The sequence below is a fragment of the Streptomyces carpinensis genome, assembly GCF_002154505.1.
Taxonomy (GTDB): domain Bacteria; phylum Actinomycetota; class Actinomycetes; order Streptomycetales; family Streptomycetaceae; genus Streptomyces; species Streptomyces carpinensis.
The window spans coordinates 1-19,266 of the sequence record NZ_MUBM01000023.1 but is presented as its reverse complement, the minus strand read 5'-3'; the positions used below and the strand labels follow the sequence as shown (position 1 = coordinate 19,266).

13 protein-coding genes and 2 pseudogenes are annotated in these 19,266 nt (G+C 71.1%); 7 read left to right on the top strand and 8 right to left on the bottom strand.

The annotated features are described in order from the left end of the window. Positions 1-59 precede the first annotated feature (59 nt). The 4 genes from BZY54_RS04585 to BZY54_RS04570 form a co-directional block, all read right to left on the bottom strand. Positions 60-548 carry a flavin reductase family protein gene (locus BZY54_RS04585; protein WP_244216958.1) on the bottom strand — a complete coding sequence of 163 codons (489 nt, stop codon included), beginning with the start codon at positions 546-548 and terminating at the stop codon, positions 60-62. Positions 549-675: 127 nt separating this feature from the next. Continuing rightward, complete coding sequence (locus BZY54_RS04580) at positions 676-2,358, bottom strand: AfsR/SARP family transcriptional regulator (protein ID WP_107419659.1); 1,683 nt, start codon at positions 2,356-2,358, stop codon at positions 676-678. 40 nt (positions 2,359-2,398) lie between these two features. After that, positions 2,399-3,268: a dioxygenase family protein gene (locus BZY54_RS04575; RefSeq protein WP_086723245.1), complete on the bottom strand. Its 870-nt coding sequence runs from the start codon at positions 3,266-3,268 to the stop codon at positions 2,399-2,401. Continuing rightward, the gene (locus tag BZY54_RS04570) at positions 3,261-4,394 is read right to left on the bottom strand and encodes a maleylacetate reductase (protein ID WP_086723244.1); all 1,134 of its coding nucleotides are present in this window, start codon (positions 4,392-4,394) and stop codon (positions 3,261-3,263) included. The genes BZY54_RS04575 and BZY54_RS04570 overlap by 8 nt, the downstream gene beginning before the upstream one ends. A gap of 219 nt (positions 4,395-4,613) precedes the next feature. Between BZY54_RS04570 and BZY54_RS52790 the strand changes: the two are divergent. After that, positions 4,614-4,688, top strand: a pseudogene (locus tag BZY54_RS52790) (succinyl-CoA--3-ketoacid-CoA transferase); the annotation flags it as partial. Between the two features lie 188 nt (positions 4,689-4,876). Here BZY54_RS52790 and BZY54_RS04560 read toward each other — a convergent pair. Beyond that, positions 4,877-7,402 carry a SpoIIE family protein phosphatase gene (locus BZY54_RS04560; protein ID WP_086723242.1) on the bottom strand — a complete coding sequence of 842 codons (2,526 nt, stop codon included), beginning with the start codon at positions 7,400-7,402 and terminating at the stop codon, positions 4,877-4,879. A gap of 449 nt (positions 7,403-7,851) precedes the next feature. On the opposite strand from BZY54_RS04560, the gene BZY54_RS04555 reads away from it, so the two are divergent. The 5 genes from BZY54_RS04555 to BZY54_RS04535 all read left to right on the top strand — a co-directional run bounded on the left by BZY54_RS04555 (position 7,852) and on the right by BZY54_RS04535 (position 15,681). Then, the gene (locus tag BZY54_RS04555; RefSeq protein ID WP_244216957.1) at positions 7,852-10,035 is read left to right on the top strand and encodes a SpoIIE family protein phosphatase; all 2,184 of its coding nucleotides are present in this window, start codon (positions 7,852-7,854) and stop codon (positions 10,033-10,035) included. A gap of 332 nt (positions 10,036-10,367) precedes the next feature. Further along, on the top strand, positions 10,368-13,136 hold the full coding sequence (locus BZY54_RS04550; RefSeq protein ID WP_208640551.1) for a helix-turn-helix transcriptional regulator: 2,769 nt from the start codon (positions 10,368-10,370) through the stop codon (positions 13,134-13,136). Positions 13,137-13,274: 138 nt separating this feature from the next. Further along, complete coding sequence (locus BZY54_RS04545; RefSeq protein WP_208640550.1) at positions 13,275-13,898, top strand: TetR/AcrR family transcriptional regulator; 624 nt, start codon at positions 13,275-13,277, stop codon at positions 13,896-13,898. Beyond that, a complete protein-coding gene (locus BZY54_RS04540; protein WP_086723239.1) occupies positions 13,895-14,650 on the top strand; it encodes an SDR family NAD(P)-dependent oxidoreductase in 756 nt (251 codons plus the stop codon). The genes BZY54_RS04545 and BZY54_RS04540 overlap by 4 nt, the downstream gene beginning before the upstream one ends. Before the next feature lie 152 nt (positions 14,651-14,802). Then, positions 14,803-15,681 (top strand): ABC transporter substrate-binding protein, encoded by an 879-nt coding sequence (locus BZY54_RS04535; RefSeq protein WP_086723238.1) that lies wholly within the window; start codon positions 14,803-14,805, stop codon positions 15,679-15,681. Between the two features lie 128 nt (positions 15,682-15,809). Here BZY54_RS04535 and BZY54_RS04530 read toward each other — a convergent pair whose 3' ends face one another. The 3 genes from BZY54_RS04530 to BZY54_RS04520 all read right to left on the bottom strand — a co-directional run bounded on the left by BZY54_RS04530 (position 15,810) and on the right by BZY54_RS04520 (position 17,962). Further along, on the bottom strand, positions 15,810-16,283 hold the full coding sequence (locus tag BZY54_RS04530) for a carboxymuconolactone decarboxylase family protein (RefSeq protein ID WP_086723237.1): 474 nt from the start codon (positions 16,281-16,283) through the stop codon (positions 15,810-15,812). A 30-nt stretch (positions 16,284-16,313) separates the two neighbouring features. Continuing rightward, positions 16,314-17,087 (bottom strand): sigma-70 family RNA polymerase sigma factor, encoded by a 774-nt coding sequence (locus tag BZY54_RS04525; protein ID WP_086723236.1) that lies wholly within the window; start codon positions 17,085-17,087, stop codon positions 16,314-16,316. A 209-nt stretch (positions 17,088-17,296) separates the two neighbouring features. Then, positions 17,297-17,962: a nitroreductase gene (locus tag BZY54_RS04520; RefSeq protein WP_086723235.1), complete on the bottom strand. Its 666-nt coding sequence runs from the start codon at positions 17,960-17,962 to the stop codon at positions 17,297-17,299. 499 nt (positions 17,963-18,461) lie between these two features. On the opposite strand from BZY54_RS04520, the pseudogene BZY54_RS04515 reads away from it, so the two are divergent. Next, a pseudogene (locus BZY54_RS04515) lies at positions 18,462-19,057 on the top strand (malonic semialdehyde reductase). The last annotated feature ends 209 nt before the right edge of the window (positions 19,058-19,266 follow it).

Genomic DNA, 19,266 nt, shown 5'->3' with positions numbered 1-19,266 from the left:
ATGAGCCTTCTAGGTCCTGTCGTCGAACTCCCGCCCGCGACGGGAATTCGACGACACGCCTAGTGCGGAGTCCTGAGGGCGCCGAAGCCTCCCGCGAAGTACAGCAGCGGCCGGGAATCCACCCTGTGCGCGCAATGGCGGACGTCTCCCACGAAGATGGTGTGATCACCGCCCGGGAGTTCCTCGGCGACATCGCACACGACGGCCGCGATGGCGTCCCCCAACACCGGTACGCCGTGGTCGTCGAAGGTCTCGACGCCGGCGAACTTGTCCGCTCGGGAAACGGCGAAGTTCCGGGCCAGGTGCTCGCTGTCCTCGCCGAGGACATTGACGGCGAAGCGGCCGTGCTGCGCGATCGCGGTCCGCGTGTAGAGCTGGTTGCCGATGCACACGAGCAGCTGGAGCGGCTCCAGGGACAGCGCGGACACAGCGCTCGCGGTCATGCCGATGGGCGTGCTTCCGGAGCACGTGGTGATCACGCTGACACCCGTGGCGAGCCGGCTCATCGTGGCTCGGAAATCGACTGTCATGTCAACGGTCTCGATCATCGGAGCACCTCCGTGAAAGTGGGGGCTGGACCCTGCGGGTGTGGTGAAGCGTGCGCCGCCGGCTGTTAATGCCGGAGAAATCGCGGCCCACATCGGACGCCGCCGGCCGTCCACGCGGTCCGCCGGCTCATCGGCGCAGTCGGTCGACCAGGCGTCTCAGGTCCGCGGACGGCGGCACTCCGAGCTCCTTCATGACACGCAGGTAGCCTCGGTACAGGTCGAGCAGTTCATCGTCCGAGCCGGCCGCCTCCGCGGCGCACAGGGCGAGCCGCCAGGCCTGTTCCCGGTAGGGGTCGTCGTCCAGCACGGCATGCGCGAGCCGACGGGCCTCCCGGACACGTCCGAGGTGCAGCGCCACGGTCGCGGCGTCCACGCGGGCCTGCTGGAGGACGGCTTCGAGTTCGGCGCGCCGGGTGTCGAGCCAGTGCGTCGACAGGGAGTCGAAGTAGGGGCCGCGTTCGGCGACGGCCAGGGCGCGCTGGAGGGTTTCCCACCGGTGCTCGCCGTCCTGTCGTGCGGCTTCCGCCAGCAGTCGCTGGAGGGTGCCCGAGGCGCTCGCGACCGCGGACACCGGCGTCAGCCGGTACACGTCCCCGTCCTGGAGGAGCGACAGCCCGTCGGGCAGCGCCTCGCGCAGCCGGTAGACGGCCTGCCTGAGGTAGCTGCGTCCCGTGGTGCCGCTCCGTCCGGGGAACAGCGCCTCCAGTACCGCCTGGCGCCTGGCGCTCGCCGCGGGCCGGGACAGCAGGTAGGCGAGCAGTTCGACGCTCTTGGCCAGACGCGCGTGGACCTCCCGCCCGTCGGCGACCAGCCGCACCGGGCCGAAGTCCTCGAGCGTCAGGAGGGGTACGGCGCACCCGGTCACCGGTCGCGCGGCCGACAGCGCGGACACGAGCTCGTGCCAGCGTGAGGAGTGCGTGGGTTCCGCGTCGGCCCGGCGCACGGCGACGGAGGGCACGTCCTCCAGCGCCTGCAACAGCAGATGTCGGGGGCCCTGGGCCGTCGCGACCTCCAGAGCCAGGTCGGCGGCGGCATCCGCGCCGTCCTCGTCGCCGGTGCGCCACAGCGCCTCGCTCAAGTAGGCGGCCGCCGTGGGAAGTTCCAGATGCCTGCCGCTAGTGCGCATCGCGGAGACCGCGGTGTCGAGTTCGAGCACCGCGTCGTGGTCGCGACCGGCCAGCAGTAGTTGCAGGCCCCGCCGGACGCCCGCAAGTTCCGCGGTGACCGCGTAGCGCGCACACCCCCTGCGCTCGGCCTCGGCGAGGGCCCGGGCCGCCCGCGGCAGGTCGTGATCCAGGCGCAGGGCCAGTTTCGCCTCGAGGAGCAGGCTGAGGATCTCGTACACGCGGGACCCGGTCGAAGCGATCCGCTCCCGGCCGGCCAGCAGCGCGGCCCACGCCTCGTCCCGGCGTCCGAGATCCGCCATCAGCTCCGCTGCCTCGATCGCCGCCAGCCAAAGGCCTCGCGCCAGTGCGCCGGTCAGCGCGGTCGCCGCTGTGGGCACATGGGGCGCGACGGCTGCCGCGAGAAGGCGCGCCAGCTTCGGCCCGTCGACGCCGGAACCACCGGCCTCCGCCTCGCCGTCGCCGGGCATCCCGGCGAGCGACACCCAGGCGACGGGGCCGGTCAGCTCCTGAGCGGCCTGGACCGCGGCGGTCGTCTTGCCCGACCCCGCGGAGGCCGCCATGACGAGAACCGGGTGGTGGTGCAGCAGCCGATGGATTCTGCGGACCAGCCTCGGCCGGGGTACGACATGGCTGGGCAGCCGGGGCGGGACACCAGCCGTTCCACCGGGATCGCTGCTCCTCATGAAGGACGCCTTTCCACGGCGTGTCCGGCGGCAGTCGGGCTCAGTGGGCGGAGAGGGGTTCGAGGACGAACGTGTGGCGCAGCGCGGTGTACGGCACGTCGGTCAGTCCGCGGCACGGCCCGTCGTCGGCCTCGTAGGTGTCGTAGGACGCGACGAGTGACTCCTTGACCCCGAACACCGGATCCGAGTCCAGGTGCGGGTCGTCCGACGGGAACAGCATGGTGGTCACACGCTGGAACCCTGACGCCTCGATCAGCAGGTGCACGTGGGCGGGACGCATGAGCGACCGGCCGGTCGCGTTCATGTACTCGCCGACCGTGCCGTCACCGGGTATCGGGTAGCTGGAGGGGCGAATGGAGCGGAAACCGAAGTGCCCCGTCTCGTCGGTCCGCAACAGGGCCCGCATGGCCGGGTCGACCCGGCCGGGCACGTCCACGTCGTAACGGCCCTCCGCGTCACTGTGCCAGACGTCCACTGCCGCGCCGGCCACCGGCGCTCCCTCACGGTCCACCACCCGTCCCTCGAAGAACAGCGGGGTGCCGGGCAGACCTCCGGAGATGTCGGCGGCGTCGGGGCGCTGCGGCCTGTCGTCCCGGAAGAAGGGGCCGAGGACGCTGTTCTGCGTGGCCTCGGCGGGGCGCCGATTGCTCAGGGCGTCGACCAGCATGGTGACGCCCAGCACGTCGGACAGCAGGATGAACTCCTGGCGCGTCGGCGTGCACATCCGCCCGGTGCGAGTCAGGAAGTCCACTCCCCGCGCCCACTCCTCCTCCGTCAGTCCGACGTCGCGGACGAAGGCGTGGACGTGCCGCACCAGCGATTCCAGGATCTCCGCGAGGCGGCAGTCCTTGGTGTCCTGCATGGTCGAGATCACGGCCTCGGTGATGGTGTCGCTCGTCAGATCACGCATGGCGCGCTCCAGTGTGGTTCGAGTGTTCGTTGACGGAGGCGAACGGGAGACGTTCGTCGCCGGGTGACGTCCATGGCGCCTCGCCCGCCCAGGCACGGGTCAGGAAGGCGCGGACAGCGGTCCGATCCACCGGTCGCGGATTCCAGTAGCCGTCCCGCACGATGAGCTCGGCCGCCTGCGTGATCCCCGATTCCGGCATGCCGAGGTCCCGCAGTGCCCTGGGAGCGCCGAGCCGCCCGGCGAAGTCGAAGAGACCGCTCGCGGGGTCGTCCCCCGGCAGCGCCTGCGCCATGCGCGCCACGGCTTCTGGGGCCGCGGGTCCGTTGTAGGCGACCACGTGCGGCAGGACGACCGAGTGGGTCTCGGCGTGCGGAAGCCCGAACGTCCCGCCCAGTACATGGCACACCTTGTGATGCAGGGCCATGCCGACGGCGCCGAGGCAGGTGCCCGCCAGCCACGCCCCGTACAGCGCATCCGCCCGCGCCTCGCGGTCGTCCGGGCGCCGCGTGATGACCGGCAGGGATCGGGTGAGGGAATCGATCGCCTCGCCGGCCATCAGGAACGCGACCGGATCCCGGTCCTGCGCGTAGAGGGCCTCCACGGCGTGCGCCATCGCGTTGATGCCGCTGACCACCGAGGTCGCCACGGGAAGCGTGAGCGTCAGGTCGACGTCGTACACCACGGTGTCGAGCAGCGCCTCCGCCAGCCTCCGGGTCGTCTTCCGGCGGCCTTCGGTCTCTCCGAGGATCGGCGTCATCTCCGAGCCGGCGTAGGTGGTGGGCAGCGCCAGCTGCGGAAGACCCGTGCGCACGGCGATCGCCTTGCCGAGGCCGATGGTCGATCCCCCGCCGACGGCGAGCACGGAGTCCGCTCGCACGGTTGCGGCGTACGCGACCGCCTTCTCCGTGACCGCGACAGGGGTGTGCGCGGCCGCTTCGGCGAAGACTCCCACTGCGGCGGCACCGAGCAGATCGCGGATCCGCGCCGCCTGGTCCACCTGAGCAGGCGTGCACAGAACGAGCACCCGACGGCATCCGAGAGCATCGGCTTCTTCGGGGATACGGCTGCGCGTACCACTGCCGAAAACCACTTTGGTGACCTGCTCCCGATGCACGAATGTCCTCATGGGAATTGCACGCTCCCGCCGCTCCGCTGTTTATGGAAGAAAGGCTCAGGACTCGAAGGACGTGGCGTCAACGGAATCCGTGAGTGATATCGGGAATCGCTGTGGAAATACCTTGTTCGTGCGACGGGAACCGACATCTTGACCTCGGGATCACGGCCGATATCACTCGTCTGCGCGATGCCCGGGGAAGCCCGGGCGGTCGACCGTGGAGGCGGTCTCGGAAAGATGATCACCGGGATCGGCGGGGCGACGGACCTCGTCCACGGCGCCCGCACGGTCATCGTCGTGCGCACCCCCATCGGCCGCTACAACGGCGTGCCGGCGGGCGGGCGCCCGGACGACCCGGCCGCCCATGAAGCCGTCATCCAGCCGCCCGCGCCATCGGCTCGGGCGTCGCCCTCCCTCTGCATCGGCGTCGACCAGGTCGCCCTTACGGACGAGGTGCCGGGGCGGCTCGCGCCCCGGCATTCTCCTTCGTCGGCTCATGTCACGGATGCCCGTGCCGCGGAGGCGAGGGCCGGTGGTGCCTCGGGTTCGGGCGGTGCCCCGAAAGCCCCTGCGGGTGCGGGGGCCAGGTCTTCCTCGGCCCAGACGACCTTGCCGCCCGCTGTCGAGCGGTAGCCCCATCTGCGGGACAGCTGGGCGACCAGGAAGAGGCCGCGTCCGTTCTCGTCCTGCTTGCCCGCGTGCATCGGACGCGGAGAGGAGCCGCTCGTGTCGAACACTTCGCAGGTCAGGACCTGGTGCCGGATCAGGCGCAGCCCGATCGGGCCGGAACTGTGGCGGACGGCGTTGGTGACCAGTTCACTGACGATCAGGTTCGTCGAGTCCGCGAGACCTTCAAGGCCCCATTCGGTCAGCTGCCGCGCCGCCATGTGCCGGGCGGTGCGGACGGCGGTCTCGTCGCTCGGCAGCGTCCAGAAGGCGACCTGGGTGGGGCTGAGTGAACGGGGCCGGACGAGGAGCAGGGTGGCGTCGTCGGACGGTGCCTGACCGGGGAAGGTCCCCATCGCACGCGTACAGAGGTCGTCCAGGGAGCCACCGGGATGCGCCAGGGCGGTCCCGAGACGGCGCATTCCCACCTCGATGTCGTGGTCGCGGGTCTCGACGAGGCCGTCGGTGTACAGGGCGAGGAGACTTCCCTCGGGCAGTTCCACTTCCACGGCCTCGAAAGGGACCCCCAGCCCGATGCCGAGCGGGGTCCACGTGGGCAGGTCGGGGTAGGTGACCCGGCCCTGCGGGTCGATGATCGCCGGCGGGGGGTGCCCGGCCCGTGCCATGGCGCACCGGCGGGTGACCGGGTCGTAGACGGCGTACAGACAGGTGGCGCCCACCACCGTGAGTGTCTGGTCCGGGGCGTCGGCGTCCTCCTCGGCCAGTCGCTGGACCGTGTCGTCCAGGTGGGCCAGCAGTTCGTCGGGGGGCAACTCCATGTCGGCGAGCGTGCGTACGGCGGTGCGGAGTCTGCCCATGGTCGCGGCGGCGTGCAGGCCGTGTCCGACCACGTCGCCGACGACGAGGGCCACCCGCGCGCCGGACAGCGGGATCACGTCGTACCAGTCGCCCCCCACGCCGTGGTCCATGTCGGCGGGGAGGTAGCGTGAGGCCGCCTCGACCGCCGTGCCGCCCCTCAACCGGCGCGGGAGCAGGTTGCGCTGGAGCGCGAGGGCCGCGGTGTGTTCGCGGGCGTACTGGCGTGCGTTGTCCAACGACAGCGCGGCGCGGCTGACGAGTTCTTCGGCGAGGAGCAGATCGACCTCCTGGAACGGCCCCGGGTCCGCGGTCCTGATGAACAGCACCACGCCCAGCAGGGCGTGCCGCGCGCGGATGGGTACGACCATCAGGGAGTGCATGCCGTTCTCGTGGGCCTTCTGCGCCCGCGCCGCGTCCTGGTCCATCCATGTGCCCGGAGCGGTGTCCAGGATCGGCTGGAGGTGGGGTCTGCCGGTGCGCAGGACGTCGGTGAAGGGTGAGGCGGGCGGCACGGGCACCGGCTCACCGCGCATCCACGGGGATTCCGGGACTCCTTGGTGTATCGAGGCCAGGCCGGCGCGCCGGAAGACGGGGAGGCGCTCGCCCGCCGGGCCGGCGTGGGCCGGGGGCCCTTCGCCGAACGAGACCGACTGCTCCAGGTCGACGGCGACGTAGTCGGCGAGCAGCGGCACGGCGAGGTCGGCCAGTTCCTGGCTTGTCTGCATCACGTCCAGGCTGCTGCCGAGGCGGGTGATGGCCTCGCTGAGGATGGCCAGGCGATCGCGCGCCCGCCGGCTCTCGGTGACGTCGACGCTGATGACACACACCCCGAGCGGTTGTCCGCCGGCGTCCTGGAGGCAGAAGAACGACGCCGCGAACGTGTGCTCCCGGCGCGGCCTCGCCGGGAGCCACGTCCGGTAGTCGTGCACCTTGGTGGTGCCGCCCTGGAGCACCCGCCGCATCACCGCCTCGAGCGCTTCCGTCTTGGCGCCGGGCAGCACATCGGTGAATCGGCGTCCGAGCCGGCGGTCGGAGGAGACTCCGTCGTGGCTCTCCATGGTGTCGTTCACCCAGGTGCACCGCAGTTGCGGATCACGAACGACGATGCCCATCGGTACCCGGGCGAGAAGCGACTCCCGCACCAGTCCGTTCACCCCTTCTCCGGAGGTCTTGCTGATGTCGGTCACGGACACGAGCCACCGGACCGATCCGTGCTGCCCCCACAGCCTCGAGACCCGCAGGCTGACGTCGAGCGTGCGACCGTCCCGGTGGCTCACCGCCGTCGTGCCCGACCAGCCGTCATGGGCACGGCACTGTTCGACGAACTCCGATACGGTCGGCGCTCTCCCGGACGACGGCAGTACCCGTGAGACGGACCGGCCCACGACGTCCCCGGCCGCGTAGCCGCTCAGTCGCTCGGCTGCCTGCGTCCATCCGACCACCGTGCCCTGGTCGTCGAGCATCGCGATCGCCGACTCCGAGGGCTCACGGATGTCCACTTGCTTACCAGGCGTCACATTCTCGGTGCTGATCATCGCGCTCTCGTCCTCGGGTAGATGGCGGGACGGTGGAGATCGAGTGCGGCGAGCCGACCTGTGGCCGGCTGTGACCGCGGCAGCCAGGGCCGCGGCGAGGCGGCACCTGGAGCGAGCCGGGTTTCGTCTTCCTTCTCGATTCCAGACACGGTCACGGACACGAATCCGACCCGATTCGCACCATTCGGGTAATTGACCGGATAACGTTCGGATCTGTGACAGGGATGCGGCCGTAACCGGCACCGGATCCGGCACCGAGGCCGTTTTCGCCCGAGGGGCGCACCTGGACGCAATGGGAATTCGGCGGCCGGCCGGTTCGGCCCACCGAATGTCCGGCGCGATGTTCGCCCGGGGGTACATCCACGCAGGCGCCGGCGATGAAACCCGCGGAGGGAGCGGCAGCCGGGCCGTCCGCGCGGGGGCGGCCGGTGCGGACGTACGGTGCTGTCATGTGCGCCATGCGGGAAGACGGCGCGGCACCGCCCCACGGCTTCCGGCCGCCTTCGCCCGTCGCCGGGTCGGTACGCGGGGCGGAGCTGGACCGGCTGCTGGAGCACGCCGTGCGCGACACGGGGGTGCTTGCGGGTGCCGTGTTCCTGCTGGCGTCCGACGGGCGGGCCCTGCGGCTGGAGGTGATCGCGGGCATGCCGGCGGAGTACCTCGCGCCCTGGTTCGGGGTGGCGCTGTCCAGTCCCGTTCCGGTGGCGGAGGCGCTGCGCGAACGGCGGCTGGTCTGGCTCGGCGACCCCCAGGAACTCGCCCGTCGCTACCCGCGCACCGCGATCGCACTGCCGTACCACTACGCGGTGGCCGCGGCACCGATCGTCACCGGCACCACGCCATGGGGGTCGCTGCTGCTGTTGTGGCCCGGCTCCGACATCGCCGGGTCCGCCGGTCCGAGCCCCGAACGGGTCTCTTCCGCCTGTCGCCGCCTGGGGCGCTTCCTGCGCGACGCCGCCGACGCCGGCCACGCCGTCGGTCCCGGACCGGCACCACGCACTCTGCCGCAGCCGCCCGCCCGCAGACGGGAGCCGGCCGAGGCGCAGGCCGCGGCGGACTTCGTCGAACGGCTGCCGGAGGGCAGTTGCTCTCTCGACCTGGAGGGCAGATTCACCTACGTCAGCGCCACCGCGGCCGTCCTGCTCGGCGGCAGCGCCACCGACCTGATCGGCACACGCCCCTGGCAGTCCCTGCCCTGGTGCACCGACTCGGCCTTCGAGGACCGCTGCCGAGCCGCCGTGCTCAGCCGGAAGCCCGCCCGCTTCACCGCCATGCTCCCGCCGGACCGGTGGCTCGCGTTCGAGCTCTACCCCGACGGGTCCGGGGTGAGCATCCGCATCTCGCCGACCGCTGCCTGCCGGGCCTCGCAGGCGACGCCCGCCGAGCCCGCCGGGAAGGAGACGTTCCAGGGCGAGCCGATCCCCCTGGGCGAGGTCTACCAGGTGCTGCACCTGGCCGCCGCCCTCTCCGAGGCCGTGGGCGTGGGCGACGTGGTCGATCTGATCACCGAAGAGATGCTGCCGGCCTTCGGGGCCCGGACGGTGGCCCTCCTCGCGGCCGACGAGGGCAGGATGCGCGTCATCGGCTGTCGTGGATACCACTCCTGGATCCTGGAGCACTTCGACGGAGCGCCGCTGACCTTCCCGGCGCCCGCGGTCCGCGTGCTCGCCACCGGCGTGCCCAGTTTCTTCGCCACCTTCGAGGAGCTGTCGCGGGCCTACCCGCCCGCCCCCCGCCAGGAAGGTCTGCACTCCTGGGCCTTCCTGCCACTGATCGCCTCCGGGCGCCCGGTCGGCGCCTGCGTGTTCGCCTTCGACCGCCCCCATCCCTTCCCCGACGAGCAACGGGTCGTCTTCACCGCACTCGCGGGACTGATCGCGCAGGCACTGGAGCGGGCCCGCCTGTACGACACCAGCAAGGAGCTGGCGCAGACCCTGCAGGCGGCCATGCTCCCCGACTCGTTGCCCGACCTTCCCGGACTGGACGTGGCAGCCCGCTATCTGCCCGGCGCGCGCGGGATGGACATCGGCGGCGACTTCTACGACCTGGTCCGGGTGGACGACACCACCGCGGCCGCGTTCATCGGCGACGTCCAGGGCCACAACGTCACCGCCGCGGCACTCATGGGCCGGATCCGCCCGGCCATCCGTTCCCTGGCATCCACCGGGGCCACACCTGCGCAGGCCCTTGCCCGGGCCAACCGCCGACTGGTCGACAGAGACCCGGCCCGCTTCGTCAGCTGCCTGTACGTGCGTCTCGACCTCGCACGCCGCCGGGCCGTCCTGGCCACTGGCGGACATCCCCCGCCGGTTCTGCGCCACCCGGACGGGCACGCCGAGGTCCTCTCGCTGCCTCCCGGGCTGCTGCTCGGCATCGACCCCGACGCCGACTATCCCTCCACCGAGATCCCGCTGACACCCGGCAGCGTCCTGGCCCTGTACACCGACGGGCTCGTGGAGACTCCCGGGGTCGACCTGGACGACGCCATGTCCGGGCTCGCCGCCCAGCTCGCCCGGGCCGGCCCCCAGCCCATGGACCGGCTCGCCACCACCCTGATCGACCAGGCACGGCAGACCGCACCCCGGACGGACGACATCGCCCTGCTGCTCATCGGGCTCGACGCCGCCGGGTAGCGCGCAGACCGATGCGGTTCGCCGTCCATCCCCGGACGTCCTCCGTCGCGGTGCCGGTCCACGACGTACGCGTCGCAGGCCGCGCCGGGCGCGGAAGAGCTGTCCACCGCCACCCCGCACGCCCCTCCTGCGCGGTGAGTCGTCTTCCGGCAGCGACAGACGGCAAGGACCGGCTTCGCGGTCTCTCGGCGGCGGTTCTTTCACCCGGGTGATGCGGCTGTGCCGGTGGGCGTCAGGGTCCGGCGGATACGTCATGCTGGAGGCATGTGGAGCGGCAGGTTCAGCCCCTCGTCACCGCGTGTCCCGGGCCTTGCGCGATGACGGTTCTCCCGGTGCGCGGTCGGGACAGGGAGCTCGCCGCGCTCCGCGACGCGCATGCCTCGGTGCGGGACGGCCACGGAGCCTGTGTGCTCGTCGAGGCCGCACCGGGCGTGGGTCTGACGAGGATCCTGCGGGAGACCGCGCGACTCGGGCGCGACGAGGGCTTCGACGTCGTCCGGGTCGCCGCCGACGAGCTCGACCAGTACGCCTCACGCTCGGCACTGCCGGCCGCACTCCACGACGCCGGCGATCCCGACCGGCGCGGCACACCGGAGGATCCCGCCGACCAGCCCGCCTGGCTCCTCGACCGCATCGCCGACCTGCTCGAACGCCGGGCCCGCCGCGCACCGGTCTCGGTCGTGGTCGACGACGCCCAGTGGGCGGACCCGGCCACTCTCGCCGCGCTGCGCGCACTGCCGGTGCGGCTGGCCGAGGCGCGGATTCTGTGGGTCCTCGGCCTGCAGTCCGCGAGCGGACGGCCGGCGGCCCAGCGCGTGAGGGACTACCTGGAGGACAACGGCGCCCTCCGTCTCCTCCTGCGGCCGCTGAGTACCTCGGCGGTGACGCAGATCGCCGAGGACGTCCTCGGCCGCGCCCCCGACGCGGCGCTCGCTCCACTCCTGCGGGACGCCCGTGGCAACCCCTTCCTCGCCATCGAACTGCTGCGCTCCCTGGAGGAATCGGGCGGCCTGGCGCAGTCCGCCGGGAGCCCGCCGATCCCGGCGGGCTTTCGCCGCAGCGTCCTGCGACGGCTCGGCGCGTTGCCCGAGGGCGCCATGCAGCTGCTGCGGATCGGCTCGGTCCTGGGCCGGAGGTTCGACCTCACGGCGGCCGCTCGCATGCTCGGCAGTCGTGTCGCGCCGCTGCTCCCCTGCGTCGACTCGGCCCTGGATGCCGGGCTGCTCGCGGCCGAGGGCGATCGGCTCGCCTTCCGGCACGATCTGGTGCGCCGCGCCGTCTACGACGACCTCCCCCAGCCCGTGAGATCCGCGCTGCATCGGGAGGCGGGCGAGGTGCTCAGCGCCGCGGGTGCCCCGTCCGCGGAAGTCATCCGGCACGTCGTACTGGGCGGTGGTCCTCTGGACCCCGAGGCCATGCGGACTCTCGGCAAGGTGGTCCGGGACATCGGCGCCACGGTCCCGGAGGCAGGCGCCGATCTCGCTCTGGATGCCGCGGACCGGCTCCCCCCGCACGATCCTCGCAGGGTCGAGCTGCTGACCGAGGCGGCACACCAGCTCGTTGGGACGCGCCGGGTCAACGAGGCTCTGCGGCTGGTGAACGCCATGCTCTCGGACGATCTGACGCCTGTCCACGAGGCGGCCCTGCGCCTGGTCGCGGCCGAGATCCACCAGGCGACCGGGGCCGACGCGACGGCGCTGACGCACACGCGTGCCGCTCTCGCGCTGCCGGACCTGCCGGACGATCTGCGCACCCAGCTGCTCAAGACGCAGGGCAGCGTCCTCGTGGCGATGGGCGAGCCGGCGCAGGCCGAGGCGACCAGCAGCGCGCTGATCGAGGCCGCCTACCGGAGTCAGGACACCGCCATGGTGGTGAGCGCCATGGTCTTCCAGTCCCAGGTCGCCTTCTATCGCGGCCGGTTGTCCCTGGCCCTGGAGTTCGCCGAGCAGGCGACCCGTCGTTCCGACGCCGAGCCGAACACCCTCAGATTGCGGCCGCCTCGGGTACCGGCCCTGTGGTTGGCCACGGTCCTGACGGCCACGGATCGTCTCGACGACGCCGAACGGTGCCTGGGCGACGGGCAACGTCAGGCGGAGACGCTGGGTCTCGGGTGGTCGCTTCCCTACTGGCATGTGCACCGGGCCTGCGCCCTGCTCGAACGCGGAGCCCTGGACGACGCGGTCGTCGAGGCCGAGGCATGCCTGGCGGTGGCGGAGGAACTGGAAGTCGTGCGAGCGGTGCCGCCGGCGCGCTCCGTGCTCGCGGATGTCGCTGTGCGGCAAGGGGATCTGTCCCGCGCCCGGGCCCAACTGGGGGCGGCCCGGTCGACGGTCTCCTTCGAGCACCTGCCCTACGGGCCCTGGCTGACGCTGGCCGAGGCCGCCCTGCTGGACGCGGAGAACCGCTGCGAGGAGGCCGCCGAACTCACCCGCCGCTTCGGCGCAGGTCCGCAATGGCTGCTGGCCGTGCCTCCGGGTCACTGGCCGCGTCTGGTGCGTTTCGCGCTGCGCGGTGGGGAGCACAAGGCGGCGGAGGCGGTCCAGCGGGTGGTGGAGCACATCCTGGGAGAGGACAGCGGCCAGACTGTCGTCCGGGCCGTCCACGCGCATGTCCGGGGCCTTGTGGAGGGCCGCCCGGAGCTGCTCGAGGAGGCTGTCGGGCTGTACCAGCAGGGCCCTCGCCCCCTGGCACTCGCGGATGCCCACGAAGACCTCGGCGACGCCCTCGGCCGCCATGGCACCGTCCCGGCAGCCGTCGCCCATCTCCGTGAGGCCCAGAGCCTGCTGCACCGGTGCGGCGCCGCCCGGGACCAGGACCGGCTGCGTCACAGCATGACCAGGCTGGGGGTCCGCGCCCCCGGTGGTACGCGGCGGTCCGCCTCGACCAGCGGGTGGGAGAGCCTGTCGGAATCAGAACTCCGGGTCATCCCGCTCGTCGCAGAGGGGCTCACCAACCGCGCCATAGCCGAACGCCTGTTTCTTTCGGTGCACACGGTGAACACGCATCTGCGTCATGTCTTCGCGAAGCTGGGCATCAACTCACGGGTCGAGCTCACCCGGTTCCTCATGGAACGCGAGGCTGCGGGCGCCCCGCAACCCTGAGCCCGCGTTCTCCGACTGTCACCGACACCCCTAGCCGGCGTCTTGACACCGCAGGGGCGCGGACCCACGATGGGACCTATGGAAACTAAAACAGTTTTTGGAGTTTCCAAGGATGACAGGCAACGCACCGACCTGATCGTGGAGGCCGCCGGCCGGTTGTTCCTCGCGCCGGGTCTCGCCCGGGTGAGCATGGATGATCTCGCCCGTGAGCTCGGGATGAGCAAGAAGACCATCTACCGTCATTTCCCCGACAAGCGCAGCCTGCTGGCCGCGGTGCTGGATCGGCAGTTCGCGGCGGTGGAGCGCACTCTGGTGGCGGCGGCCGAAGACGCGGAAGGGCAGCCGTTCGATGTGCGGGTGCAGCGGTTCCTGATCGCGGCGGGCACGGAGCTCGGCCGGATCGGCGCGGCTCAGCTCGCGACGGGGCGGGGCGGCGACGCGATGCTGCGCCGGCACGTGGAGCAGCGTGTGGACGCGGTGGTCTACCGGCGGCTCGACGAGCTGTTCCGGGACGGGCACCGGCGAGGACTTCTGCCCGCGCCGCCCGAGTTGCTCAGCGAGATCACCCGCGGCGCGCTGGAGCGGCTGCTCACCTCGCAGTTGCCGCGTGAGCTGGACTGGACCGCGGCCGATCTGCTGCGGGCGACCGTCGACACCGTGCTCTACGGGGCGGTCCGCTCGGCGCACTCCGGCATCGACGACGAACAGGTCCGGGCGGTCATCCCGACGGCTCGCGACGACGAGGAGGAGGTGGGCCCGTGACTCGGGCGACCGGCAGGGTGGCACTGGTGACAGGGGCCAGCAGCGGAATCGGCGCGGCCACCGCCCGCCTCCTGGGCGCGCGGGGAATGCGCGTGGTGGTCAACTACCTCCGCAGCGGCACGGCGGCCGAGGAGGTCGTGGCCGACATCGAGGCAGCGGGCGGCCGGGCCATGGCCGTGCAGGCCGACGTGCGCGAGGCGGCAGCGGTCGAGAGCATGGTCGAGCAGGTCCGGACCGCATGGGGCGGCGTCGATGTGCTCGTGCACAACGCGCTCATCCCCTACGCGGTCAAGTCGTTCCAGGACATGACGTGGGAAGAACTGGGCGGCAAGATCGAGGCCGAGATGCACGCGGCGTTCGCGGTCACCAAGGCCGTCGTACCCCACATGACCGAACAGGGCTGGGGACGCGTCGTCTATCTCGGTACCGGCCTCAGCCGTCGGCCCCGGGAGGGCATGGTCGCCCTGGGCACCGCCAAGGCCGCACTGGAGGGGCTGGCCCGGTACCTCGCCCAGGAACTGGGCCCGCTGGGCATCACGGTCAATGTGGTCGCGCCCGGCCCGGTGGAGGACACCCGCATGGCCGGTGTGATCGACGATGCGATCAAGCAGCGGCAGGTGGCCGCCACCCCCCTGGGCCGCCTGGCACACCCCTCCGACGTGGCCCAGGCGATCGCCTTCTACGCCGACGAGGACAACACCTTCATGACCGGCACCACGGCCGCGGTCAACGGTGGAATGTCCATGTACTGACGCCCCCCTGCGCTCCGCGCACCGGGCCAACCTCCCGGTCCGGCCGACGGCCGCACCGCATCCGGCACACCGTCATCTCAGCACCATCGCCCGCGGCCCCACGCCGCGGCACGCGCGGACGCACGGCGGTGACACGATCAAGGAAGACGTCCATGCACACGATCGATCTGGCCTACGTCGGGCGGGGTCTGCACGAGGAACTGGCCGCCTACATCGCCGACCAGGAGGACTACTACGCCGACGAGGGCGTCCACGTCGCGCTGCGCGACGGCTGCACCTGGGACGGGGAGCGGCTGCGCCGCGGCGCCACCATCGGGCTCGGCCGGGCACTGGTGTCCCGACTGGTCGACGGCACCCCCTGGGTCGCGCTCAACGTCAACACCCACCGACCGCTGTTCTGGTTCCTCGCCCGCCCGGGCCTGAACTCCCTGGCCGACCTGGCCGGCCGACGGCTGGCGGTGCACGCCCCCCACACCGCACCCGGGTGCTTCACGCGGATCGTGCTGCGCAAGGCCGGTCTCGACCCGGACCGCGACGTCCGCACCATCGTCCGCTCGCCCGGCGACTACGGCATGGACCTGCGCCGGCTGCGCGACGGCGAGATCGACGCCGCCCTGGTCGGCAGCACCATGGCGCCGGAGGCGGTGGCCGCCGAGCACGGCTGGCAGGTGCTCGCCTGGGTCGGCGACCACTTCCGGATCCCCACCGTGGGAGTGGCCGTCGACCCCACCCACACCGACCCGGACGACCCCGCGGTCCAGGCCGTCGTACGAGCCCACCGGCGCGCCCTTCAAGTGATCCGCGACGAGCCAGACACCACGGTGCGGCACATGCGAACGTTCCTCGGCGGGCAGACCGCGGACGAGGCCCGGACCCACTACGAGACGTTCATCGCGCCGTATTTCACCACGGACGGCCAGGTCGACCTCGCTGTCGGAGACTCCGCGATCACCGCGGTCGCCGCCGAACTCGGCGTCCCGGCCACTGTCACCGCAGCCGAGTTCTACCGCACGGCCACCACCGCACCGTAGGAGCGCGGCGATGGCGGCGCCGCCGAATCGCGCGCGGTGCCGACACCGAAAAGCCGTCGCCCCGGCGATGCCGGGGCGACGCGCAAACGGACGGTATACTGTCCGGCCGCAGGGCCGGACGTCCTGGTTCAGCCGAACTGACCGGGCTGGTAACCGCCCGCCGGCTGCCGGTTGATGATGTTGATGCGGTTGTAGCTGTTGATGACGGCGATGAGGGAGATCAGCGCGACGAGCTGGTCCTCGTCGAAATGCTTGGCGGCGTTCTCCCAGGCCTCGTCCGAGACGCCACCGGCCGCGTCCGCGATCCGGGTGCCCTGCTCGGCCAACTCCAGCGCGGCGCGCTCGGCTTCGGTGAAGACGGTCGCCTCCCGCCAGGCGGCGACCAGGTTGAGCCGCACCGGGGTCTCCCCGGCGTGTGCCGCGTCCTTGGTGTGCATGTCGGTGCAGAAGCCGCAGCCGTTGATCTGGCTGGCGCGGATCTCCACCAGGTGCTGAATGGTGACCGGAAGGGGGGAGTCCGACAGCACCTTGCTTGCCGAGTAGAGGTGCTTGAGCACCTTGGACGCCAGGGAATTGCCGAAGTAGTCGAGACGGGAATCCATGGGATCTCCTAGCCGAATTGCAGTTACGCACTACTGACCGGCCGGCCCGGCGAGGTGTGACACCCATGGCTGTGTGACGTGGGTCTCCGCGGCCATGGCATCGCCGTACCGTCCCGGCCGGATCGCCGGCGCCGCAGGGACATGAGCGGTGTCCCTGACCCCGTCGCCGTCGGGCAGGCCGACGGCATCCGGGGTGAAAAGCGCTTCCAGGGAGGCCACATCGCCCGTTCGAGCCGCCGAGACGAAGGCGTCCAGGAGGCGTCGGTGTTCCGCCGTGTCCACGCTTTCCCGCCGCTCGGCCTTCAGGTGCCTGCGAGCACGGCTCACGATCTGCCGCACGTTGAGGGGACTGAGCCGAAGGATCTCGGCAATCTCCTGATAGGCGTAATCGAACGCCTCGCGCAGTACGTACGCGGCGCGCTCGTTGGGACTCAGTTTCTCCAGGACCAGCAGCAGGGCCAGTTCCAGAGCCTCCGCGCGTTGCGCACCCGCCTCCGGGTCCGCGCTCGTGTCGACGGGTTCGGGCAACCACGCTCCGGCGCAGGTCTCCCGCCGCACACGCGCGGAGTGCACGACGTTGATGGCCAAGCGGGTCGTCGTGCTCGAGAGAAAGGCCGCCGGGCTCACCACCGTCGAGCGGTCGGTCTGCTGCCATCGCAGCCACACGTCCTGCACCACGTCCTCGGCCTCCGCAGCGCTGCCGAGCACGCGGTAGGCGATTCCGTAGAGACGCGGGCGTTGCTGCACAAAGACAGAAGCAGCCTGTGCAAGGGAACTTGTCGTGGGGGACGGTTCGAGTTGCATGATCCTGCTGTCTTCGCTCCTGGGGTGAGCCGCTGCACGCCCTGTTCGGGTGCGGCAGGAACGCGGCCATGGGGCGACACGGCTGAGCCAGTCGCATCTGTTCCGGCCCGACCAGAGTGGATCCGGGCGGTGCCGAGGCGCATCGCATGACCGAGTGATTCGATGGAGCGAGGAGAAGACGCCGCCCGGCACGATCCGAACGAGAGGCCCTAACCCCCGACGAACGTGACCGTCTCGGCGAGCGGCGCCCGGCCGATGCGGGCGTCACGCACCGTGACGTCCTCGAACCCGATCGACATGCCGCAGAAGAGGATGAGCTCGTCCGGGGGTGACAGGACCTCCGCGACGGTCCCGTGGTACTTCGCCCAGGCCATCTGCGTGCAGCTGTGCAGCCCTTCGGCGCGGAGCAGCAGCATGACGGTCTGCAGGTACATACCCACGTCAGACCATTGGGGACGCCCCATGCCGCGGTCGATGCAGCAGAAGAGGGCCGCGGGCGCACCGAAGCATTCCCAGTTCGCGGAAGCGGCTCTCTGGCGCGCCTCGATGTCCTCGCGCGGAATTCCCAGTGCGCCGTAGCGCTGCTCGCCGAAGGCGGATCGCCGCTCGCGGTAAGGGGACTTCAGTACGGGCGGATACATCTCGTACTCCGGCTCGTCCCAGGGGTCGCCTGCGGCCACGCGCTCGCCGACACGCTTCTTGAGCTCGGCGAGTGGTCTGCCGGTCACCAAGTAGACGTGCCACGGCTGGAGGTTCGATCCGGACGGCGCCCAGGCCGCGGCGGACAGCACGCGCTCCAGCACCCCTTCCGGGACTTGCCGGTCGGTGAATCCGCGCACGGCCCGTCGGCTCGTGACCGCCTCGTAGACGTCCAAGATCGCCCGTCTCCTTCATCTGCTCGACGTCTCCCACCCTGGACAGTCGGGGACCGGAAAACGTGACAGGGCGCCCGACGCGTCATGGGCGGCAGTCGGACCGGCACGCTCCCCGCGCAGGTGACCACACGATGGACACCGCGCCCCGAAAGCCCCACGCGGCCAGAGTGGATCGGTCAGGTGCCGCGGCGCATCGCATGATCGAGTGATTCGAGGACGGCTGCTCATCCGCCGGCGCTTCGACGAAACCCCGGTCGTCGCACTCGGCCTGGTCGACATCACCGGGAAGTCACCAGGCCCGGGCCCCGATCACCTCAGGTGGAATGACTCGTTCATGCGATGGAGTCCGCCGACAGCGCTCGTAGGGTCGCAGAACGAGACGGGCCCCAGCGGATCGCGGCCCGCCTTCATATCGCACATCCACCGGTGATGGCGTTGCGCCCGGCTGCGAGCCGGCAACTCGTCAGCGCCTCCCACTCCCCCACCCCCGGAGGTGTCCATGTCGCTCGTCATCGACGCTGCGGCCCAAAGCATTCTCTTCCGCGACGCACGCTCCGCGAACGCCTTCACCGACGAGCCTGTGACGGTGATCAGGTGCGCGCCATCCACGACCTCGTGAAGTTCGCGCCCACCTCCATGAACCAGCAGCCCCTTCGCGCGGTCCTCATCCGGTCCGAGGAGGCCCGCACGCGCCTGGTCCGGCATCTGACCGAGGGCAACCAGGCCAAGACCGCTGCCGCGCCGCTGACCGTGATCCTCGCGGCCGACTACGAATTCCACCGGGAACTTCCCGGCCAGTTCCCGCACTTTCCGCAGGCCAAGGACGTCTTCTTCGCCGAGCGCGAGGCTCGCGTCGAGTCCGCACGGTTCAACGCCGCTCTTCAGGTGGGGTATTTCATCCTGGGCGTGCGCGCAGCCGGTCTGGCGGCCGGCCCCATGACCGGCTTCGACGCCGAGGGCATCGACAAGGAGTTCTTCCCCGACGGCGAGCACGGAGTGCTCGCCGTGGTGAACATCGGCAAGCCGGGTGAGAACGCCTGGTTCCCCCAGCGCCTGCCTCGCCTCTCCTACGACGAGGTGTTCACGACTGAGTGAATGCGGCCCGGCAGCGGGAGCGACGCATGGCTCGTGGTACTGCGTACCCTCAATCGAACGAGACTGACGGTTGACACCCCCACTCTGGCATTAATCCGGGGCACTGAGTATCTTTTCTTAGGGTACTGAGTGCCATACCGTGGTTCCGGCACTCCGCTGCCCATCAGCGCAGATCATCCAGAACCACGAGGAGAGCCGGCGTGAGCTTG